20 protein-coding genes and 1 pseudogene are annotated in these 20,459 nt (G+C 60.9%); 9 read left to right on the top strand and 12 right to left on the bottom strand.

The window, feature by feature from the left end:
- Positions 1-3: 3 nt before the first annotated feature.
- Complete coding sequence (locus BLT86_RS07755; protein WP_003460829.1) at positions 4-1,590, bottom strand: ABC-F family ATPase; 1,587 nt, start codon at positions 1,588-1,590, stop codon at positions 4-6.
- 460 nt (positions 1,591-2,050) lie between these two features.
- Here BLT86_RS07755 and BLT86_RS07750 point away from each other — a divergent pair, with 460 nt between their 5' ends.
- From BLT86_RS07750 to BLT86_RS07735, 4 genes are all read left to right on the top strand, one after another.
- Positions 2,051-2,569, top strand: a complete 519-nt coding sequence (locus tag BLT86_RS07750; protein WP_075748122.1) for a sigma-70 family RNA polymerase sigma factor — start codon at positions 2,051-2,053, stop codon at positions 2,567-2,569.
- The gene (locus BLT86_RS07745) at positions 2,569-3,486 is read left to right on the top strand and encodes a DUF4880 domain-containing protein (RefSeq protein ID WP_092375867.1); all 918 of its coding nucleotides are present in this window, start codon (positions 2,569-2,571) and stop codon (positions 3,484-3,486) included. The genes BLT86_RS07750 and BLT86_RS07745 overlap by 1 nt, the downstream gene beginning before the upstream one ends.
- A 65-nt stretch (positions 3,487-3,551) precedes the next feature.
- A complete protein-coding gene (locus BLT86_RS07740; RefSeq protein ID WP_092375865.1) occupies positions 3,552-5,921 on the top strand; it encodes a TonB-dependent siderophore receptor in 2,370 nt (789 codons plus the stop codon).
- On the top strand, positions 5,918-6,763 hold the full coding sequence (locus BLT86_RS07735) for an alpha/beta hydrolase (protein WP_231976588.1): 846 nt from the start codon (positions 5,918-5,920) through the stop codon (positions 6,761-6,763). The genes BLT86_RS07740 and BLT86_RS07735 overlap by 4 nt, the downstream gene beginning before the upstream one ends.
- Positions 6,764-6,951: 188 nt before the next feature.
- On the opposite strand, the gene BLT86_RS07730 is transcribed toward BLT86_RS07735, so the two are convergent.
- The 7 genes from BLT86_RS07730 to BLT86_RS07700 form a co-directional block, all read right to left on the bottom strand.
- Positions 6,952-7,674, bottom strand: coding sequence for an Imm52 family immunity protein (locus BLT86_RS07730; protein WP_075748115.1), 723 nt, complete (start codon positions 7,672-7,674; stop codon positions 6,952-6,954).
- Positions 7,675-7,683: 9 nt separating this feature from the next.
- Positions 7,684-8,166: a restriction endonuclease fold toxin 5 domain-containing protein gene (locus BLT86_RS26205; protein ID WP_269458109.1), complete on the bottom strand. Its 483-nt coding sequence runs from the start codon at positions 8,164-8,166 to the stop codon at positions 7,684-7,686.
- A 337-nt stretch (positions 8,167-8,503) separates the two neighbouring features.
- Complete coding sequence (locus BLT86_RS07720; RefSeq protein ID WP_231976587.1) at positions 8,504-8,866, bottom strand: hypothetical protein; 363 nt, start codon at positions 8,864-8,866, stop codon at positions 8,504-8,506.
- Complete coding sequence (locus BLT86_RS07715; RefSeq protein ID WP_017676639.1) at positions 8,859-9,389, bottom strand: DUF4123 domain-containing protein; 531 nt, start codon at positions 9,387-9,389, stop codon at positions 8,859-8,861. The genes BLT86_RS07720 and BLT86_RS07715 overlap by 8 nt, the downstream gene beginning before the upstream one ends.
- The gene (locus tag BLT86_RS07710) at positions 9,386-9,793 is read right to left on the bottom strand and encodes a PAAR domain-containing protein (RefSeq protein ID WP_080666309.1); all 408 of its coding nucleotides are present in this window, start codon (positions 9,791-9,793) and stop codon (positions 9,386-9,388) included. The genes BLT86_RS07715 and BLT86_RS07710 overlap by 4 nt, the downstream gene beginning before the upstream one ends.
- Before the next feature lie 278 nt (positions 9,794-10,071).
- On the bottom strand, positions 10,072-10,374 hold the full coding sequence (locus BLT86_RS07705; protein WP_017676640.1) for a LasR-specific antiactivator QslA: 303 nt from the start codon (positions 10,372-10,374) through the stop codon (positions 10,072-10,074).
- The gene (locus BLT86_RS07700; RefSeq protein WP_017676641.1) at positions 10,367-10,609 is read right to left on the bottom strand and encodes a hypothetical protein; all 243 of its coding nucleotides are present in this window, start codon (positions 10,607-10,609) and stop codon (positions 10,367-10,369) included. Before BLT86_RS07700 ends, BLT86_RS07705 begins: the two co-directional genes overlap by 8 nt.
- A 688-nt stretch (positions 10,610-11,297) precedes the next feature.
- Between BLT86_RS07700 and BLT86_RS07695 the strand changes: the two genes are divergently transcribed.
- The 3 genes from BLT86_RS07695 to BLT86_RS07685 all read left to right on the top strand — a co-directional run bounded on the left by BLT86_RS07695 (position 11,298) and on the right by BLT86_RS07685 (position 14,348).
- Positions 11,298-12,671 (top strand): hemolysin family protein, encoded by a 1,374-nt coding sequence (locus BLT86_RS07695; protein WP_092375858.1) that lies wholly within the window; start codon positions 11,298-11,300, stop codon positions 12,669-12,671.
- Positions 12,668-13,684 (top strand): CNNM domain-containing protein, encoded by a 1,017-nt coding sequence (locus BLT86_RS07690; RefSeq protein ID WP_017676643.1) that lies wholly within the window; start codon positions 12,668-12,670, stop codon positions 13,682-13,684. Before BLT86_RS07695 ends, BLT86_RS07690 begins: the two co-directional genes overlap by 4 nt.
- Positions 13,685-13,865: 181 nt before the next feature.
- Positions 13,866-14,348 carry a phosphatidylglycerophosphatase A family protein gene (locus tag BLT86_RS07685; RefSeq protein WP_017676644.1) on the top strand — a complete coding sequence of 161 codons (483 nt, stop codon included), beginning with the start codon at positions 13,866-13,868 and terminating at the stop codon, positions 14,346-14,348.
- Between the two features lie 151 nt (positions 14,349-14,499).
- Here BLT86_RS07685 and tcyN read toward each other — a convergent pair whose 3' ends face one another.
- From tcyN to BLT86_RS07665, 4 genes and pseudogenes are all read right to left on the bottom strand, one after another.
- Positions 14,500-15,255, bottom strand: coding sequence for an L-cystine ABC transporter ATP-binding protein TcyN (gene tcyN, locus BLT86_RS07680; protein WP_017676645.1), 756 nt, complete (start codon positions 15,253-15,255; stop codon positions 14,500-14,502).
- Positions 15,255-15,923, bottom strand: a complete 669-nt coding sequence (gene tcyL / locus BLT86_RS07675) for a cystine ABC transporter permease (RefSeq protein ID WP_045735909.1) — start codon at positions 15,921-15,923, stop codon at positions 15,255-15,257. Before tcyL ends, tcyN begins: the two co-directional genes overlap by 1 nt.
- Positions 15,920-16,717 carry a cystine ABC transporter substrate-binding protein gene (tcyJ, locus tag BLT86_RS07670; RefSeq protein WP_092375855.1) on the bottom strand — a complete coding sequence of 266 codons (798 nt, stop codon included), beginning with the start codon at positions 16,715-16,717 and terminating at the stop codon, positions 15,920-15,922. The genes tcyL and tcyJ overlap by 4 nt, the downstream gene beginning before the upstream one ends.
- Before the next feature lie 83 nt (positions 16,718-16,800).
- Positions 16,801-17,794, bottom strand: a pseudogene (locus BLT86_RS07665) (D-cysteine desulfhydrase).
- A gap of 224 nt (positions 17,795-18,018) precedes the next feature.
- On the opposite strand from BLT86_RS07665, the gene BLT86_RS07660 reads away from it, so the two are divergent.
- Together BLT86_RS07660 and BLT86_RS07655 are read left to right on the top strand one after the other, a co-directional pair.
- Positions 18,019-18,801 carry a MetQ/NlpA family ABC transporter substrate-binding protein gene (locus BLT86_RS07660; RefSeq protein ID WP_075751155.1) on the top strand — a complete coding sequence of 261 codons (783 nt, stop codon included), beginning with the start codon at positions 18,019-18,021 and terminating at the stop codon, positions 18,799-18,801.
- Between the two features lie 403 nt (positions 18,802-19,204).
- Positions 19,205-20,395, top strand: coding sequence for a GGDEF domain-containing protein (locus BLT86_RS07655; RefSeq protein WP_075748092.1), 1,191 nt, complete (start codon positions 19,205-19,207; stop codon positions 20,393-20,395).
- Positions 20,396-20,459: the final 64 nt, after the last annotated feature.

Genomic DNA, 20,459 nt, shown 5'->3' with positions numbered 1-20,459 from the left:
TGGTCAGACGATGATGCCCTGGCTGCGCAGGTAGTCGTCGTAGGTGCCGGAAAAGTCGGTCACGCCGTTGTCCGACAGCTCGATGATGCGCGTGGCCAGGGAGCCCACGAACTCGCGGTCATGGCTGACGAAGATCAGCGTGCCCGGGTAGTTCTCCAGCGCCAGGTTGAGCGCTTCGATCGACTCCATGTCCAGGTGGTTGGTCGGTTCGTCCATCACCAGCACGTTGGGTTTCTGCAGGATCAGCTTGCCGAACAACATGCGGCCTTGCTCACCACCGGAGATCACCTTCACCGATTTGAGGATCTCGTCGTTGGAGAACAGCATGCGCCCGAGGGTGCCGCGGATCACCTGTTCACCGGTGGTCCACTGGCCCATCCAGTCAAACAGGGTCACGTCATCTTCGAAATCGTGGGCGTGATCCTGAGCGTAGTAGCCAACCTCGGCGCTCTCGGTCCATTTCACCGAACCGGCATCGGGCTGCATTTCGCCGACCAGGGTGCGCAGCAGGGTGGTCTTGCCGATACCGTTGGGGCCGATGATCGCCACGCGCTCGCCGGCTTCGACGGTGAAGCTGAAGTTCTTGAACAGCACCTTGTCGTCGAAGGCCTTGGACACCTTCTCGATGGTCACGGCCTGGCGGTGCAGTTTCTTGTTCTGCTCGAAGCGAATGAACGGGCTGACACGGCTCGACGGCTTGACCTCGGCCAGCTGGATCTTGTCGATCTGCTTGGCGCGGCTGGTCGCCTGTTTGGCCTTGGAGGCGTTGGCCGAGAAGCGGCTGACGAAGCTTTGCAGCTCGGAAATCTGCGCTTTCTTCTTGGCGTTGTCGGCCAGCAACTGCTCGCGCGATTGGGTCGCGGCAGTCATGTACTCGTCGTAGTTGCCCGGGAACAGGCGCAGCTCGCCGTAATCCAGGTCAGCCATGTGGGTGCAGACCGAGTTGAGGAAGTGACGGTCGTGGGAAATGATGATCATGGTGCTGTTGCGCGCCGTGAGGATCGTTTCCAGCCAGCGGATGGTGTTGATGTCCAGGTGGTTGGTCGGCTCGTCGAGCAGCAGCACGTCCGGGTCGGAGAACAGCGCCTGGGCCAGCAGCACGCGCAGCTTCCAGCCGGGGGCGACTTCGCTCATTGGGCCGAAATGCTGCTCGAGCGGAATGCCCAGGCCCAGCAGCAGTTCGCCCGCGCGCGATTCGGCGGTGTAGCCGTCCATCTCGGCGAATTCACCTTCGAGCTCGCCGACCTTCATGCCGTCTTCTTCGCTCATTTCCGGCAGCGAGTAGATGCGGTCGCGCTCGGCCTTGACCTTCCACAGCTCCTCGTGGCCCATGATCACGGTGTCGATCACGTTGAATTCTTCGTAGGCGAACTGATCCTGGCGCAGCTTGCCCAGGCGCACGTTCGGCTCGAGCATCACCTGGCCGCCGGAAGGCTCGAGGTCGCCGCCAAGAATTTTCATGAAGGTCGACTTGCCGCAGCCGTTGGCGCCGATCAGGCCGTAGCGGTTGCCGTTGTTGAACTTGACGGAAACGTTCTCGAACAGCGGCTTGGCGCCGAACTGCATGGTGATGTTAGCGGTGGAAATCAAAGGACTTACCTATCAATAACTTGAGGTGCGCTGTTTAAAGGGTGATACCGCTTTCGAGCCTTTCAGCCCGGCCCGAACCGAGGAAGACGAACCTGCGCATATAAGTGAACGCTACGCCCCTGCCGGCAGACGAGCCGATAGGCTGGTGAGGCATGGGGGGAGTGTCGGGCATCGTGGCGCCGGTTGCCGTCGGTGGACGGGGCGGCGTCGAAGCGCGCAATGGTATCACTTGGCACTTCGAACCACAGCCCGTCATGGGCCGCTCGATATAAAAGGTGGCAAGGCGGCGGTCATTTTAGTGCCTACCGCTAGCTGAAAAGAGCGAGGTGGGACGACCTGACTCGCCAGGCTGGTGCTTCGCAAGCTGAAAAATTTGTAATAAGAATGATTCGCTATTAATGTTCGCAGCGGTCGCCATGCTCCTCCATGGTGTTTTCAGTCTGCTGGTATGCGCCGCTTTATGTCCCCGTCCGAAACCGATTCGATCATTCCTCTTGAGGTGTTGTACGGCACGCATCAGGGCTGGCTGCATGGCTGGCTGCGGCGTTCGGTCGGCTGTTCGCAGCAGGCGGCGGATCTGGTTCAGGACACCTTTCTGCGTCTGCTGGTGCGTGACCAACCTGTCGACAATCGAGCGCCTCGTGCCTTGCTGGCGCGTATCGCACGTGGCCTGTTGATCGATCACTGGCGGCGCGATGCGCTGGAGCGCGCGTATCTCGAAGCCCTGGCGCTGTTGCCCGAGGCGAGCCATCCGTCGCCGGAGGTTCGCTACGAGGCCTTGCAGTCCCTGGAGCGCATCGCGCAGCTGCTCGAAGGGTTGAAGCCCGCCGTGCGCGAGGCATTTCTGCTGTATCAGCTCGGTGGCCTCAACCATGCGCAGGTGGCGCGGCAACTGGGGGTTTCCAGTCGTACCGTTGAGCGGCATGTAGCCCACGCCTTGCTGCATTGCTATCGCCTGTGCTTCGAGGTCGCGCCGTAATGGCCGTCGTGCAGCCTTGCGAGTCCATCGTCCGTGCGGCCATCGAATGGCAGATGCGCCTGCGCGCCGAGCCTGCCAGCGCCGAGCTGCAACGCCAGTTGCACGACTGGCTGGCGCAGGACGAACAGCACGACCAGGCCTGGCAACGCCTGCAGCAGATGGCCGGGCTGTTTCGGCTGAATCCGCTGGGCGATGCGGCGCAGGCCATCCCCTTGTTGCAGCGGGCCGAGGCTGATTTGAGCCGGCGACGCATGCTCAAGCTGCTTGGCCTGACGGCTGGTAGCGCCACGCTGCTGGCGGCGGCCTCGGTACCGGTGTGGCGCGCTGACTTCGCCACGGCCACCGGCGAAACACGGCGTTTCGAACTGCCGGGTGATGTTGAGGTGCTGCTCAACACGGGTAGCGCGATCGATATTCACGGCCAGAAGCTCTCGTTGCGTAGCGGCGAGGCGCTGGTCGAGGGCGAGCAATGGCAACTGCGCTGCGCCTTTGCCGAATGCGTGGGGCACCGCGCGCGCATGTCGGTGCGCGAGTACGACAACCGCAGCGAGATACGAGTCGAGCAGGGTGAGGTGCAGGTTCGCGTCGCCGCGGGGCAGCATCAGTTGCAGGCGGGCGAGGGGCTGGCGGTATCGGCGAGGGGTGTGATCCCGCTGGGGCGAAGCGCGCTCGATCCCTTCGCCTGGACACGTGGGCTGCTGGTAGTCAACGACATTCGCCTGGCGGATTTTCTCGCCGAGGCCGGGCGCTACCGGCATGGCTGGCTGGGTTGTGATCCGGCGATAGCCGACTTACGCCTGTCCGGCGTTTTTCGCCTCGCTGAACCCGAGCTGATGCTGCGCAACATCACTCATCTGCTGCCGGTAACGTTGGTGGAGCGAACCCGCTGGTGGGTGCGCGTTGTGCCCATCGCTTAAAAATTTTTGTCGGACTTTTGCTGCTCATCCGGTTAGGGGTGATCACTCCCTGAATGGATACCCTCATGCGCTCTACCTGCTCTCTGCCGTCGCGCCTGCAACCGCGCAAGCTGTCCACTGCCATCTGTATCGCCCTAGCGCTGTGCGGCGTTGCCACCAGCCCCGCGTTGCTGGCGGCCGAGCCGACGCCACGTGCGGCCGCCGCTGATGTACCGGGCGGGGCGCTGGACCAAACGCTGAGCCTCTATGCCGAGCGGGCTGGCATTACCTTGTCGTACTCGCCGGAGACAGTCCGCGGGCGGGTCAGCCCCGGCTCGGCAGGCGCACAGTCGGTCGAGGAAGGCTTGTCGCAGATTCTGGGCGGCACCGGGCTGGTGGCCGAGAAGACCGCGTCCGGCTATGTGGTACGGCCGCTGCGAGCCGACGACAGCTACCAGCTGCAGCCTGTGACCGTCGAGGCCGCGCCGACGCAAAGCGCCTTTGCGCCGCTTCCGGGGTATTTCGCCAGCAATGCCAGCACCGCGACCAAGACCGATCTGCCGATTCTGCAGACCGCGCAGAGCATCAGCGTGGTCACCGCCGCGCAGATCGCCGATCGCAAGGTCGACCGCGTCGAAGACGCCGTGGCCTACAGCGCTGGCGTGCGTACCGGCGGCTCGGGGCTCGATCCGCGCTTCGATCAGATCAACATACGCGGCTTCGACACCACCATGTCCGCTGACTTCCTCGACGGTCTGCGCCAGCCCTACAACGGCTGGTTGTCGATCTACGGCACGGAGGCCTACGCCCTGGAGCGCATCGAGGTGCTAAAGGGCCCGGCTTCGGTGTTGTACGGGCAGATCAGCCCCGGCGGCATGGTCAACCGGGTGAGCAAGCGGCCCAGCCTGCAGGCGAAGAATCAGGTGGAAATCCAGGCCGGCAATCATGATCACCGGCAAGGGCAGTTCGATGTCGGCGGCAAGCTGGACGAGACGGGCGACGTGCTGTTTCGCACCGTCGGCGTCTATCGTGACGCCCACTACGACATCGAACAGCTGAACAATGACGTGCGCATGCTGGCGCCGTCGCTGAGCTGGCAGATCGATCCGGCCACCAGCCTGACCCTGCTGGCGCAATATCAGGAGCGCGAGACCGCCGCCTCGCCAATGCTCTATCACGACGGTAACCGCCTCACCGATTTCTGGCAGGGCGATGAGTACTTCGACAAGCTCGGCCAGCGTCAGTGGACCTTCGGCTACGAGTTCGAGCACGCCTTCAACGACACTTTCAGCCTGCAACAGAATCTGCGTTACGGCCAGCTGGATACCACCAACCAGTATCTGCAGCCCTACGGTACGATCACCAACGGGGTCATGGAGCGTTATGCCGTCGGTGTATACGAGGATATGGAGTCGGTGAGCAGCGACACTCGCCTGGTCAGCCGTTTCGCCACTGGCGAGCTGCAGCACACCCTGCTGACTGGCTGGGATTACGCCTGGTTCGACAGTTCGGTGCTTTACGCCACCGGGCCGGCGCCGTCGATCGACATCAACGCACCGGATTATCACCAGCCGGTCAGTCGTCCCGGCAATTTGCTGGCTGACCAGGACAGCCTGACCCAGCGTAGCGGCATCTATCTGCAGGACCAGATCGAACTCGACCGCTGGCGTCTGTCGGCCGGCGTGCGCCGCGACTGGGTGCATGTACGAACCAGCAACAACCTGAGCGATAGCAATAGCAAGCGCAGTGACTCTGCTACCACCTATCAACTGGGGGCGTTGTACCTGTTCGACAATGGGTTGGCGCCCTATGCCAGTTATGCCGAGTCCTTCCTGCCGCAGAGCGGCAGCAACGCTGGCCGCCCGCTCAAACCGACCGAAGGCAAGCAGTACGAGATAGGCCTCAAGTACCAGCCGCCTGGCACCAGTGCACTGTTCACCGCGTCGCTCTATCACCTGACGCAGGAGAACGTGTCGACCCGCGACCCACTCAATTCGCTCAACACCGTACAGACCGGCGAACAGGTATCACGTGGTCTGGAGCTGGAGGCCGTGGCCGACCTCAGCGAGCGCCTGCATCTGACCGCCAGCTACAGCTACAACGACCCCGAGGTGACCAAGAGCAACGATGGCAACCAGGGCAAGGACCCGAAAGACACGCCGCGCCACATGGCGGCGCTGTGGCTCGATTACAAGCTACCGTTCGGTCTCGGTTTCGGTGCTGGCGCGCGTTACACCAGCAGCGTCTACGGCAACAACATGAACACGGTGAAAAGCGAGGACTACACCTTGTTCGACGCCGGGGTGCACTACGACTTCGCTGGCGACCTGGACGGTGTGCGTCTAGCCGTCAATGCCCGCAACCTGACCGACAAGCAATACGTCAACTGTCAGGACGGCTATTGCTATCGTGGCGAGGCGCGTAGCGTGATCACCAGCCTGAGCTACAGCTGGTGAGTGCGCTGAGCTGGCTGCGCGGCGCCGTGACGGCGCTGCTGCTGGGTGGTTTTGCCTCTGCCCAGGCCGACCAGGTGAGTCTGGACGGTAGTGAACAATGGCTGATGAAGAGTGCCGAGGGCCGTGACTACCGCATCATGGTCAGCCTGCCGGAGGGCGACGTGCCTTACACCGGCGGCTACCCGGTGGTCTATCTGCTCGACGGCAATGCCTACTTTCCGGCATTCCATGCCGCCAAGCGGGCACAAAAGCAATGGCGCAAGGCGATTATCGTCGCCATCGGCTACCCCAGCAGCACGCCGCTGGATTTCGAGCGTCGAGCGTTCGACCTGTCGCCGCCGCAACTGCCCGAGCGCAATGATCCACCGCAGGGTGGCCAGGACCTGTTTCTCGATTTCATCGAGCAGCGCCTAATGCCGCGGGTCAACCAGAGCTTCAAGGTCGATCAGGACCAGGTCAGCCTCGTCGGCCATTCCTTTGGTGGCATGTTCGGCATCTACGCGTTGTTTACCCGGCCGCAGCTTTTCCAGCATGTGGTCGCTATCAGTCCCAGCCTGTGGTGGCGTGACCGCTACCTGCTGGAGCATGAGCGGGCATTCACCAAACGAGCGCATGCAGGAGAACTGGATCTGACCCACCGCAGCCTGAGCATGTGGGTGGGCGACCGTGAAATGCCGCAGGAAATTCAGGATGTGCGCTTACTGCAGCTGCGTCTGGAATCCCTCTCGCACTACGGTCTGCGCAGTGATTTCCAGCTAGAGGCGGGCGAGGACCATATGTCGATACCGTTTCGTGTCACTACCCGGGTGCTGGAAGAGCTGATGAGCACGCGGCGCTACTGAGTAGAGTCGTATCCGGTGCTGAGCAGGGTGTGCAGGGGGCCTGATCGGGCTGATTCAGCACCCATGCATAGACTAGGCGACGGCTGGCGCCTGTGCGAGCAGTAGGCAAGCTGCCGCACAGCGCCATGCAAAGTAGCTACAGTCTGAGCTCGCTGCACCTGGCGTATTCGTCAGGCTTTGCAACGGGGTCAATTGTTGAACAGGGGCAGATAGCCGAGTTCGACGAGCTTCGTGTCCAGCGTACCGACAATTCGGAAGTGCTCTCTATTGCGTTCATCCATAACCTGGGCGCAGCTCACCAAAACTGTGCCGCGGCCCGGTATGTCAATCAGTTCATCCGCATCCGGAAAGTCGCTGGCCTTTAGCGAGTGCGGGCAAAAACCGATCCAGCCGATGGTTTGCCGTTCGTTGAAGGTCTGGCCATCTAGGTAGTACCTGCCGGGGGCGATCACCCCCCAATCGATTTCGGGCCAGATGGATACCGCTTGTCGCAGCATTTCCACCAACACCGGACGTGGGTTCTCGATTGCTGAAACCAGAGCACCGGCATCTTCGAAATCCATGCTGGATATGGACTCCATGTCGTGTGCGTCGTAACTGAAAGCCAGACCCCCTTGCAGCGGATCTTCTTGTCCATTCCACACGGATAGCGACAGCCATGACGGATACTCGGCGTCGAAACTTGCGGCTGCAGCCGTGGACAATGCTTGAGGAGCGCTCAGGACGTCATTGCTCAATGCGTCCTGAACTGAGGCGCCTTGTAGATACCATTTACCAAGAAGTGGATGTAATTGGCCCAAGGTGCTCAGGTAGTAGCGTATGCGTTCCAACTGCTCCTCATGGGAGACCGTGGCGATCGCGTGTTTGTTGAAGCGCATCTTGAATACAAAGGACCGGAAAGAACTTGCCATGCTGGCTCCTTAGGCAATCAGATCGGGATTATCCCGGTAGTACTCGTCGAACTCACGTTGTTCACGCTCACGGTGTTCTTGGTATTCGTCGTGCTCAGGGGTGTTCGGCATTGGATTCCAGAAGGCGGTCAGATTGGTCAGACCCAAGCGGCGATATTGACTGGAGCAGTGCTCGTAGACGATGCGCTGGAGAAAGTGCCATTCGACTCTGACGGGTGGTGTAGGCCTCGCCTTGGCCGAGTGGCGACGCGCCGGGTCTACAAGGACTGATTTGACCGGTGCCCAGGGCTTTGGAACACCCAGCAACGGTACAAACATGAAAGCGTAGTTGGCCTTGGCCTCCAGTAGGGTACAACGCGGTTCTTCGAATCCATCCCACCACGTTTCGTTCCATCGCCATTCGTAAGGCGGAGGAAATCCGGTTACCCAGGCCTGGTATCGCGAAGACAGATCCGACATGGAGTGGCCTTTGCCGTTGTTGGCCACAGCCATGGTGCCCTCTGTGGGAGGACAATCAATGCATTCGTCGTCTCGTTCTGCATCGCAGGTGCGTGTGCGCTCGTCCGCCTTGTCAGCAGTACGCGTTTGCGGCAGTACCTGAGGCTGTGGAATGGGGCGTGGAACGGGCCGAGCTCCCGACTGGGGAAGTGTCTCTGGCACAGGGCGAGGGGATGGCCGAGCTGTAGGCATTGGAAGGCGGGGAGCCGGTGGGCGGGCCAGAGGCATACCCGGCCCGAACCGAGGTGTCGCGCGAAGACCCATGGTTGCGCCGGGACTACCCAGCGCGGTTCCTGCAGCGGTGATCAAACCACCCATATCCGACTCCTTGTCAGTTCCATGTGGCGTTCTTAAGCTTCCAGACGAACCTCATCACGCTCTGATAGTCCTTGAAACGTTGCTCAGGCGAGTCATCGACCGGACGTGACATCCAAGACACGAACGCATCATCTCTGTGAAAGTCTGGGAACATGAGCCCGTAGCGCATGAAGTCCTCTGTCGACTGAGGATCGGTTAGTCCGAACTCCTCGGCGTTCCGTCGATATCTGGCCAGGTAGCTCGTGCCTCCCGTGAGGCCGTGCTGAGCAAACCAATTCGGATCCTGTGCCCGCACCTCCAGGAGCAACTTCTCGATGACTTCGTCGCGGCGTACTGCGTCAAGCTTTGCTATCTGCTCGCTCGACAGTTCAAGCATGCTGCCCCCCTTGAGTATCTTCATCCAGAGGGAGGTAGCGGGACTCCAGCGGCTGCCATACCAGCCAATGCTCGATAGGTCGCATCATTTGTTGGCGCTGCTCCTTGTTCAGGACGCTATCAAGTGCCCGCCGAACAACGGGATTGTAATAACGGAAGAGTGACTTTCTACCGTCGGTTAGCCGAGTGAACAGAAGCGAGCCAAGATGCTGGGACAGAACCTCGAAGCTCTTGGTGCTCAGTAGCCATGACACCAGGGGTTCTTTGCGGTCTCGGTCTACGAGCCAGTTCTGCAAATCGCTGCGCTCTTCCAGCTGAACAAGAGCTGGTCCACCTTGCTTGATCGCATCTAACTCCGTGCCGTCCAACAGCCACTGCCATCTATCAGAGGCTTGATCTAACCGTTTACCCAAAGTCAAGTAGCGAGCCCCGTCTACAAGCGCGAAAAGCTTAAGCCCTGGCTTGTCCGAGAGGCGTATCCGCAGTTCGTCTTCGATACTGCGAAAGCCGTTGGTCATACTCATCCCCGGACTCCGATTGATTCCAGCGGTACGAATGTTTGGTTGCGACTGGCAGCGAGAAGTAAGCAGGGCAAGCAAATCTTTGGAGCCATGGGCACAGCAAGCGGAGTCGTAAAGGCGGCAGCCGCATGTGTATTGCCGATGATTACTGTTCCCGACCCACCGACTACCACATTCCCGTGACTCCCTGTGCTGCCTAGAGTTGCAACGGGCAATCCGTCGATAAACACATTGGCAACAAGGTTGTCCACCAGCGCTGAGCCGCAAGCAGTGGGGTCGCCTTGGCGGGCCGCTGGCAAACCATCGAATAGGACGTCTGGGGAGCCAGAAACGATGGGGTTGGTGCCATGGCCTGGCAGTGGGCAGGCAGTCGGATCGGTAACTCGTGCTGCTGGTTTTCCACTCATTCTGCAGATCCTTGCATGAGCGCGAAGTCGCTTCGAAGACGATGGCCAGAGGAGCTGGCGGGTTCTATCAAGAAGCCCGAATACGACTCGCTCCAGCCAGATTTCGCACGCGACCTTAGCAGGATGAAAGTGCGCAAAATATTGCGCGAATGGCCCCGGGGCAGCGAGATATGCGGGCTTGCTGAGAATGTAAGGAAATATTACTTTGCGTGAGCCGTCGTGTGACTGGCGCCTGTGCGATCACCCCGCAAGCTGCCGCACAGCGCCACGCCGGTTGCCTACAGCCTGAACTCCGTGCGTTTGGCTCCGTGCTCGCCACCCAGGGGCGAACACAAACGCTGGTGGATGCGACTGAGAAAGCCCAGCTCGAAGGCGTGGCGCTGCGCACCCGGCGGGTACAGCTGGCGCTCCAGCAACAGGTTGGCCCATAGCCAGCCGCTGTTGGCATCGTCCAGCCAGGCCTGAGCGGTTTGTACGCCGTGACCGAAGCTGGCCTGGCAATCTGCATTCCAGCCAAATTCGGCAGGCGGCTGCCCGTCATGACCGGGCAGGTGGGTGAGGTAGCGTTGCAGTTCAATCATGCTCGGCCCTCCCGGCTGCCTGGGCGATGGCTCGGCGATAGAGCACCACCAACTCGCTCAGCAAAGCATTGGTGGTGCTCGCCAACTCCGGCTCCGGCACCCGCCGCAACAGCTTGGCCAGCAACGCCGCCCGATACTCAGCCGCAGCCTGGTGCGGACACTCGTCGGCCACATGGCTATGCAAGGGGTTGCGTGGTGTGGGGAAGGGGATAACGACGGATTCAGACCTGGCCATGCGGCACCTCCAGAACGGAAGTCGACACGACAGCCAGCAGCCCAGGGCGGAGCCCTTGGGTAAAAGGGGGATAGTGCATTTTCCTTATGCTCCTTCGTGGATTTAAGGAGCCGCGTTCCATTCGCTACCACACGATATGGAGGCGGACCGTGCAAGGGTGGTAGACCGACCCACGAAGGACGCCGGCCAGGCCGAAGCCTGCCTCACACGGCCCGCCATAAATGCGCGAGAAAACAGCAGGCACAAAAAAAGCGCCTGCTCTCGACTATGGCGCTACCGCGCCTTCGTGTGAATCGGGCTACCACACCCGGTCACGGGATTGACCGTGACAGGGCGGACTGTAGCCTGGGGGCGGGAGGAGGCAAGGGTTGTTAGCGGCCAAAAGCGGTCACGGCATTTCCTCATAAAATAGAGGCGTTTTGGGCGGGTTAGGTACGAACGGCATGGTTATATCGAGTGCCCGATCTCGCGTTCGCATTTGTATTCAAATGTTAGAAATTCGGCTCACAGTGCTAGAAACCACAATCTACGGGCCTGCGTAAGCAGTTTCTGCATTGATCATCAAAGTGGCCTGGGGCCTGGGAAGGAATATAATGGCGGCCCTTTGTCACTTCGGATCCATTGTGGACACATCAAGCCCCAGCGGTTGTAGACGCTCTTCTGAAACGAAAAATGATGAGGTGATGCGGTGATCGAGCCGACCCTCACTCTCCTGTTCGGTACCCTCGTTATCCTGGCGATCATTGCGGCAAACGGCTATTTCGTCGCCCAGGAATTCGCCTACATGGCCGTCGACCGTACGCGGCTTGCCGTACTGGCTGCCGACGGTGATGCCTCCGCCAAGCGCGCGCTTGAAGTGACGAAGCGAACCAGCTTCATGCTGTCGGGTGCCCAGTTGGGTATCACCGTGACAGGCCTGATGGTCGGTTTCGTGGCCGAACCATTGGTTGGTCAGTCGCTCGGTGTTCTGCTGGGCGGGGTCGGCATTCCGTCCGAAGTTGGCGTAACCGTCGGTACGCTGCTTGCCCTGGTGGTTGCCACGATTATCCAGATGATTTTTGGCGAGCTCTATCCGAAGAACCTGGCAATCGCCAATGCCGACCCTCTGGCCAGAGGTCTTGCCCGCTCGACTCTGATTTACCTGACGGTATTCGGTTGGTTGATCGGCTTTTTCGACAAGTCCGCCAACCTGTTCCTGCGCCTGCTGCGTATCGAGCCTGTCCATGATCTGGATGTAAGCGTCTCGGCTGATGACCTGCCGCGCATCATCTCTGACTCGCGTGACAGCGGAGACCTTCCTGTAGAGCTCTCGCTGATGCTGGATCGTATTCTTGACTTCCCCCAGCAGGACGTCGAACACGCCATGATTCCGCGGTCACAGGTTGACTGGCTCACGCCTGAGACGACGTTGGTCAAACTGCGCGAACTCATGGCCAGAGGTCATACCCGCTACCCCGTCATCCACGAGGACACCCCTGTCGGCGTCGTTCACCTCACGGATGTCCTGTTGCGACTATTAGCAGGGGATACTGAAGACACTGTTGAGTCGGTGATGAGACCGGCCACGGTTATGCCTACCCTCATGGCGCTACCGGATGCCCTTGCTGAATTGATTCAGACCAACAACCAGCTGGCCTGCGTCATCGATGAATACGGCAGCTTCGTGGGTGTGCTGACCCTTGAGGATCTTGCCGAGGAAATCGTCGGCGAAATTACCGATGAGCATGATGAAGATAACGCCGATCCGCTCATGCCTGGCGGTGACGGCATCTGGATCATGGATGGCGATGTGCACCTGGACGAAGTCGAGCGTGCGCTCGGCTATGACCTACCTCATGAAGAGGTTGAAACTATCGCAGGCCTGTTGATCGCGGAGCTGGGGGCTTTGCCCGCCGAAGGCGACACCGTGACGATAACCTTGCCTGAGGATCCCTCGGAGCTTGTTTCCGATCTGCCCGTGGAGCGTCAGCTAGTGATCGAGGTGCTGCGGGTTGAGCGCTATGTACCGACGCGGGTGCGTGTCACGCTTGTCGAGACGATTAAGCAGGAGGAAGCGCAATGAATGATCCTCTGATCGTCACGTTGGTGACCATTGCCCTCATCGTGCTCAGCGCAATCTTCGTCATCATCGAGTTCGCGTTGCTCGGTGCGCGCCGTCACCGTCTCGAAGAGCTGGCGCCTACCAGCAGCTCTGCACGCGCCGCGTTGCGCGGCATGAACGACCTGACCCTGATGCTGGCTGGTGCTCAGCTGGGCATCACGTTCTGTACCTTCGCACTGGGCGCCGTGACCAAGCCTGCTGTCGACAACTGGCTCGGCCCGCTGCTGATCGTCTGGGGCGTGCCCGAGTGGGCGGCGGGTGGTGCGTCCTTCGCGCTCGCGCTCTTCGTGGTGACCTTCCTGCACCTGGTCGTTGGCGAGATGGCACCGAAATCCTGGGCGATTGCACACCCGGAACGTTCGGCACTTGCGGTGGGGCTCATATCACGCGCTTACATCTGGCCGTTGCGCCCCCTGATGAGGTGGGTCAACCGGATTGCGAACCGTCTGGTCAAGGCGTCCGGTGTAGAGCCTGTCGAGAGCGCTGCGGTGGGCGGGCAGGACATCGCCACCATTCGTAGACTCGTCGAGCACTCAGCTGAGGTCGGAACGCTTCAGCCTGGCCTTCAGCAGCAGATTTCCAGCCTTATTGATCTCGGCACCTTGCCGATCGAAGAGCTGGTAACGAGTAGCGCTGTCCCGGTGCATGTCACGTTTGATGCGTCCGTAGCGGATGTACGTGCCATCGCTGCTCAGTCAGGCCATCTGCGTATCCTGATACTTGGCGCCAGCGACAAGCTGCCTCTGGTCGTTCATCTGCGTGACACTCTGCTTGAGCCTGATACGCGTCCGGCGCGGGAAATCGCCCGCCAGGTTTTCGTTCTGGACGCGAAAACGCCGGTCTATGAGTCCCTGGCGCTCATGCGTAAGTCGAGCGTTCAGCTTGCGGTGGTCATGCAAGACGGGCAGTTGAAAGGGGTGGTAACGCTCGCGGACATACTGGAGCGTATATTGCCTCTTGCGACCGCCTCCTAGCCGGCTTTCCTGTCAGCCAGGTGTTCATGTGATCAGGCGTGTACTGACAGAGCTTGCCGTTGCTGAGGCCTGATGCATCAACACCTTCTGGCTTGTTGTTCTTCCAGCACAGGAGGGTTAGCTACCTCTGGCTAACCCTCCTGCAGCCTGTTCAGATGCATGAGATGGATCTGCGATTTCGATGATAGAAACCTTGGTGGTACAGGCAGCAACGGGCTTCGGTCTTGGCCAGCTACCGTTCATGCCTGGAACCTTCGGGTCGTTGCTTGGTTTGCCTCTGGCCTGGTGGTTATTGGGTCACCCTCCGAGGCGCCAGGCTCTCATCGCGGTGATACTGCTGGCATTGGCTGTGCCGCTCTGCCATTGGGCATCGCTGTGGTTGGGGGGCGGGGATATTCCACAGATCGTTGCAGACGAGTACCTGGTATTTCCGGTCTCAATGATCGGGCTCGCTTCAATCCGCCGCCCCTGGATGTTCCTGATAGCGTTCGCACTATTTCGCTTGTTCGATGCCCTCAAATTACCGCCGCTGAATCTTCTTGAAGCTGTCGGCGGTGGGGTGGGTATCGTGCTCGACGATCTAATGGCGGCTTTTTACACCTGGATCGTGATCGCGGTTGCTATTCGTTTACGGCAGTGGTTCTGTAAAAAACAGGCCATATGAGCTCAAAGAGAGCCTATCGCATCCGCCCGTATCGTTAACAATATGACCTCCTCTGGCCTTAAACGGCCCAAGAAAAATTCGCTTGCTCCCACTCTCACCTCAACCGGTTCCCCCACCAACTTCTGGACGTATTCACCGACGCTACGACTGACTAAAGCGAGCGGTCGAGCAGAAACTTGCTGAGAAACTGCCGCGTGCGTTCGTGTTGGGGCGCGGTGAACAGGGTCTTGGCCGGGCCCTGTTCGACGATGTGCCCTTGGTCGATGAAGATCGCCCGATCCGCCACGTCGCGGGCGAAGGCCATTTCGTGGGTGACGATGACCATGGTGCGCTTTTCTTCAGCCAGATCGCGGATGGTGGTCAGCACTTCGCCCACCAGCTCGGGGTCGAGGGCCGAGGTGGGTTCGTCGAAGAGGATCACCTGCGGGCGCATGGCCAGGGCACGGGCGATGGCCACGCGCTGTTGCTGGCCGCCGGATAGACGTTTGGGGTAGGCGTCTTCCTTGCCGCTCAGGCCCACCTTGGCGAGCAAGGCGCGGGCATGGGCGAGGGCCGCTTCGCGCGGCTCCTTCTTCACCTGCACCGGGCCTTCGATGACGTTTTCCAGTGCCGTGCGGTGGGGGAACAGGTTGAAGTTCTGGAATACGAAGCCGGCCTGCTGGCGCAGTTGGCGAATCAGCTTCTGCTGGCCCTTGAGCGGTTTATCCGCATCGATATGGATATCGCCCACGGTGATCTGCCCGGCGCTGGGTTGCTCCAGCAGGTTGAGGCAGCGCAGCAAGGTGGTTTTGCCCGAGCCGCTGGGGCCGATGATGGCGACCACCTCGCCAGCGGCCACATCCAGGTCGATGCCCTTGAGTACTTCGTTGCTGCCGAAGGCTTTTCGCAGATTGCGCACGGAAATCATCAGTTGTCCTGCTCGTGCCGGTTGACCCTGGCTTCCAGGCGCGCCTGGAAGTGCGCGAGGATGCTGGCCAGCGCCCAGTAGATCAGCGCGGCTGCCAGGTACATGGTGAAAATCTCGAAGGTGCGCGCGGTGATCAACTGCGCCTGACGGAACAGTTCCGGCACCTGGATGGTGGCGGCCAGGGCGGTGTCCTTGACCAGCGAAATGAAGCTGTTGCCCAACGGCGGCAGGGCGGTGCGCGCGGCCTGCGGCAAGATCGCCCGATACAGCGTCTGCGTCTTGCTCATGCCGATGCTGGCGGCGGCTTCCCATTGACCACGGTCGATCGAGGCGATGGCCGCACGGAGAATCTCCGAGGTGTAGGCGGCCATGTTCAGCGAGAAGCCGATCAGCGCGGCCGGCAACGGATCGAGCTGAATGCCCAGTTGCGGCAGGCCGTAGTAGATCAGGAACAGCTGCACCAGCAGCGGCGTGCCACGAAAGAAGGAGACGTAAAGGCGGGTGAGCCAGCGCAGTGGCGCTGGCCCGTACAGGCGTCCGACGGCGAGGGCGAAGCCCAGCAGCAAACCGAAGAACATGCCGCCCAGGCTGAGTACGACCGTGTAGTAGGCGCCCTTGAGCAGAAAGGGCGCCGACTCCAGAGCCAGCTGCAGGGCGGACTCGATCATCGGGTGACGTCAGCCTTGAACCATTTCTCGGACAGTTGTTTGAGGGTGCCGTCGGCACTCAGCTTGGCCAGCGCCTGGTCGATGGCGGCGAGCAGGGCAGGGTCACCCTTGCGCAGCGCGATGCCTGCCTCCTGACGGGAGAAGGCGTCACCAGCGACGGCGAGGCGGCCACCGGTTTTCTCGACCATTTCGAAGGCTGCCAGGCGATCTACCAGAATCGCATCAATGCGACCGACGTTGAGATCCTGGAACTTGGTCGGATCGTCATCGTAGGTGCGGATGTCGGCTTGCGGCACGTTGTCTTTCAGCCACTGTTCGTAGTTGGTGCCAAGGCCTACGCCGACCTTCTTGCCGGCCAGATCCTGGGCGCTCTTGATGCTGTCGGCGTCGGCCTTGCGGGTCAGCGCCTGGATGCCGGAGACGGTGTAGGGGGTAGAGAAATCGTATTTCTTCTTGCGCTCGTCGGAGATGGTCACCTGGTTGATCACCACGTCCAGGCGCTTGGACTCCAGCGCGGCGAGGATGCCGTCCCACTTGGTCGGCTGGAACTCGGCCCTGACCCCCAGCTCCTTGGCCAGCGCCTCGGCCAGCTCCACTTCGAAGCCGGTCAGCTTGCCGTTCTCGTCCTGGTAGTTGAAGGGCGGGTAGGTACCTTCCAGGCCGACCTTGATGGCGCCACGGGCCTTGATGTCATCGAGCAGGTCGGCGGCGAAACTCGGCGCGCTGAGGCTGGCGCCCAACACGAGGGCCAGGCTGCCGAAGAGGAAGTGGCGACGCAGGGTGGAGAATTTCATGGTGACCTCGTGCAAGTGGGAAGGTGGCGTCACTCTAGGTGAAAATTCTTATGCCTTTAAATAATTAAAAATTATCTATGTATTCATTTTTGTTTGTAGGCGAAAAGAGCGGGCGAGCCGCCCGTGTGCAGGAACAGCAACGGCCCGTTGCCAGGGAAGGAGCCTCGCTTGAGCCCGTCGAGCAAACCAGCGAAGGCTTTGCCAGTGTAGACCGGGTCGAGCAGGATCGCTTCCAGGCGCGCCAGCAGGCTGATGGCCTCGAGGCCGGCGGCGTTGGCTTCACCGTAACGCGGGGCGAAATAGGCATCCCATAACTCCAGGTTCAATCCGCGCGGCACTTCAACCTCCAACAGTTCAGCAGTGCGCTGGAGTAGACCCTCGACCTTGGGCTTTTGTGCCGCCTCGCTACGCGAAACGGTGACGCCGATCACGCGTGTGCCGGGGCGCGCACTTTCCAGCGCGAGGGCCAGCCCCGCATGGGTGCCGGCGCTGCCGGAGGCCAGCACCACGGCGGCGAAGTCCTGGCCGCTGGCGGCGATCTGCTCGGCCAGCTCCAGCCCGCCACGCACGTAGCCGAGTGCGCCCAGGGCATTGGAGCCGCCGATGGGCACCAGGTATGGCCGACGCCCGGCTGCACTGAGGCGTCGGCAGGCGGCCTCCAGCAGCTGATCGGCGTTGTCCAGATTGGCGACGTTTTCCACCTCGGCGCCGAACAGGTCCAGCAGCAGTCGATTGCCATTGCCCAGGTAGTCGTCGCTCTGGCTGTCTATGGGGTTTTCCAGCAGGGCCAGGCAGCCCAGGCCGAGTTGCGCGGCGACCGCTGCGGTTTGCCGTACATGGTTGGACTGGATGGCGCCGGCTGTGACCAGTACATCGGCCCCTTTGGCCTGCGCATCGGCGGCGAGATATTCGAGCTTGCGTGCCTTGTTGCCGCCGAGCGCCAACGGGGGTGAGGTCGTCGCGTTTGATCCAGATATCGCGGCCCAGGTGCAGGGACAGGCGTGGCAGATGGTGCAGGGCGGTGGCCTGAGGGATCAGTTGCAGGCGGGGGAAGCGGGCGAGGGCGGCGGTGAGCATGGGAGCCTCCAGGGAGCGAAGGCTTTTCACTCTAGGCGGGAGGAGGCTGGGCTCACAAGCAGAAGGGGAAGATTATTTTTGGCATAAGAAAATAATTAATAATTATTTTATGGAATAAAAATTTCTTCGTACTGTCGCGCTCAGCCCGGCACATCCGCCGGGCGCCTGCCAAACGCGCCGGACTGCTGATCCAGCCGGTGCCACAGACCGAGAACAAGGACATCATGAAGAAGACCCTGCTGTTGACCGCCCTGGCCGCTGCCCTGACTGCCTCCCTGGCCCATGCTGGCGAAAAGCTGAGCGTTGCCGCCACCCCGGTGCCGCACGCCGAAATTCTCGAACTGATCAAGCCCGAGCTGGCCAAGCAAGGCGTGGATCTGGATATCAAGGTCTTCACCGACTACGTTCAGCCCAACCTGCAGGTGAGCCAGAAGAACCTGGATGCCAACTACTTCCAGACCAAGCCCTACCTGGACACCTTCAATGCGCAGCGCGGTACCGAACTGGTGATCGTGCAGGGTGTACACGTCGAACCCTTCGGCGCTTATTCGACCAAGTACAAGTCCCTCGATGAACTGCCGAACGGCGCCACCATTGCCATACCCAACGAAGTCAGCACCAGCGGCCGTGCGCTGCTGCTGTTGCAGAAGGCTGGCCTGCTGACCCTCAAGGATCCCAACAGCGCCCAGGCACTGCCGCGTGACATCGCCGATAACCCGCGCAACTTCAAGTTCCGCGAACTGGAGGCAGCCACCGTACCGCGCGTGCTGAATCAGGTCGACCTGGCGCTGATCAACACCAACTACGCGCTGGAGGCCAAGCTCAATCCCAAGCGCGACGCGCTCGTGATCGAAGGTAGCGATTCGCCTTACGTCAACTACCTGGTGGCCCGCCCGGACAACCAGGACAGCGAGGCGCTGAAGAAATTGTCCGCCGCGCTGACCAGCCCGCAGGTGAAGGCGTTCATCGAGAAGCGTTATGAAGGTGCGGTACTGCCGGCCTTCTGATCGAAACTGTAAGGCGGCTCTTTTTGTGGCTCGCCATCCCTGGCAGCCACCCTGCGGGCCGTCGCGGCGCGACGTCAAAAACTTCTCCCGGAAGTTTTTTGTGTCCTAGCTGCCCACCGTTGAACACGGTAGTAAACCTGTGCAAACGGGTTTGCGTTTACGCCGAGCCGGCTCAGCCGACTCGGCGTTCTTTTTTTCGCACGATGGGGCAGCGCAGCCAGGCTGCCCCTGCCGGCGTGCATGAATGGCAAATTGCCTTCCCGGCGCTATGTGCCTACGATTCGCTGGTTTGAAATGCCATGCCGATGGCCTCTGAAACGCAGAGAGAGGCTAGGGCGCACATGATTTGCGTCAAAGCCTCAGTGCTAGGCTCCTGTTGCCACCTCTCAACTTGCGCGAACCCATGGTCACTACCGTCATCCTTGGCATGCTCTGCGTGTACCTGCTGTGCTTTTCCGTGATGTTCCTGCTGATCAGCACCCGGCTGAACGGCAAGAAAATGGGCGTGGAAGTCTTCGCGCTGGGCAACCTGCTGCTTGGCCTCGCCTACATCCTGCAGTTGTTCGGCGGCCCACCGGATGAGGTACTGGTGAGTGTGGTCAACCACACGCTGACGCTCAGTGCCCCTGTCGTCTATGTGCTGGGTGCCATGCACTTTTTCGAGCGTCCGACCCCGGTGCTGCGTCCGTTGCTCACACTGGCGGCCGGTTACACGGTGTTGCAGCTGCTGGTGCAATGGCTGCTGGGAACCGAAGCCCGCCACGCCATGCTGGCCGCGGCCTGCGCTTCACTATTTCTGGCCATGACGGTGGCGGTGCTCTACGGCCGGCGAACCTTCGCCAGGGACCTGCGTGTCGAGATGCTCGTGTTCGCCGTGCTGATCGGCGGCATCTGCATCCTCAATGCCATGAAGTTCGCGGTGATTCTCGATGGCGGCCTGGCTGCCATCGACATGAGCAGCGGCTTCCAGAAGATCTTCTATATCTACATGTCTTTCCTGGCGACCGTGCTACCGCCCTGCGCCGTTTGGCTGGTGCTGCGCCGCCTTACCGATGAACTGCGCAACCTGGCAGCGCATGACCCACTGACCCAGTTGCTGAACCGGCGCGGACTGATGGATGCCCTGGACGCGTACTTTCGCTCGCGCACAGCCGGCCCGGTGTATCTGCTGATCGTGGATATCGATCACTTCAAGCGTATCAACGACACCCATGGCCACAAGGCCGGTGACCGTGTTCTGAGCCACGTCGCCGCTGTGCTCAAGGCTACGGCACGCCAGGGCGACCTGGTCTGCCGCTTGGGCGGCGAGGAATTCGTGGTCATCGCCCTGGACACCGACAGCGCCGGCGCTCAGCAACTCGCCGAGCGCATGCGAGCGGCGATCGAGCACAACGAAGTGGCCGGCACAGGCGTGAAGCAACCGATTCGCTGTACGGCGACCCTTGGTGCTTCGGGGGCTTTTACAGCTGCGCAGGACTTCGACGCGTTTCTGCAGCAGGCGGATGCCGCCCTGTACCGGGGGAAGACACAGGGGCGGAATCGGGTGGAGTGGGCAGGGGGAGTAGAGCGGTCAGTGCAGATGTACGGGCTATAACGGCTGGCCAAAAACGGTCACGGCATTTCCTCATAAAGTAGAGGCGTTTTGGGCGGGTTAGGTA

The sequence above is a fragment of the Pseudomonas sihuiensis genome (assembly GCF_900106015.1).
GTDB lineage: Bacteria > Pseudomonadota > Gammaproteobacteria > Pseudomonadales > Pseudomonadaceae > Aquipseudomonas > Aquipseudomonas sihuiensis.
The sequence above is the reverse complement of the archived record's forward strand: the minus strand, read 5'-3'. Positions and strand labels throughout refer to the sequence as shown.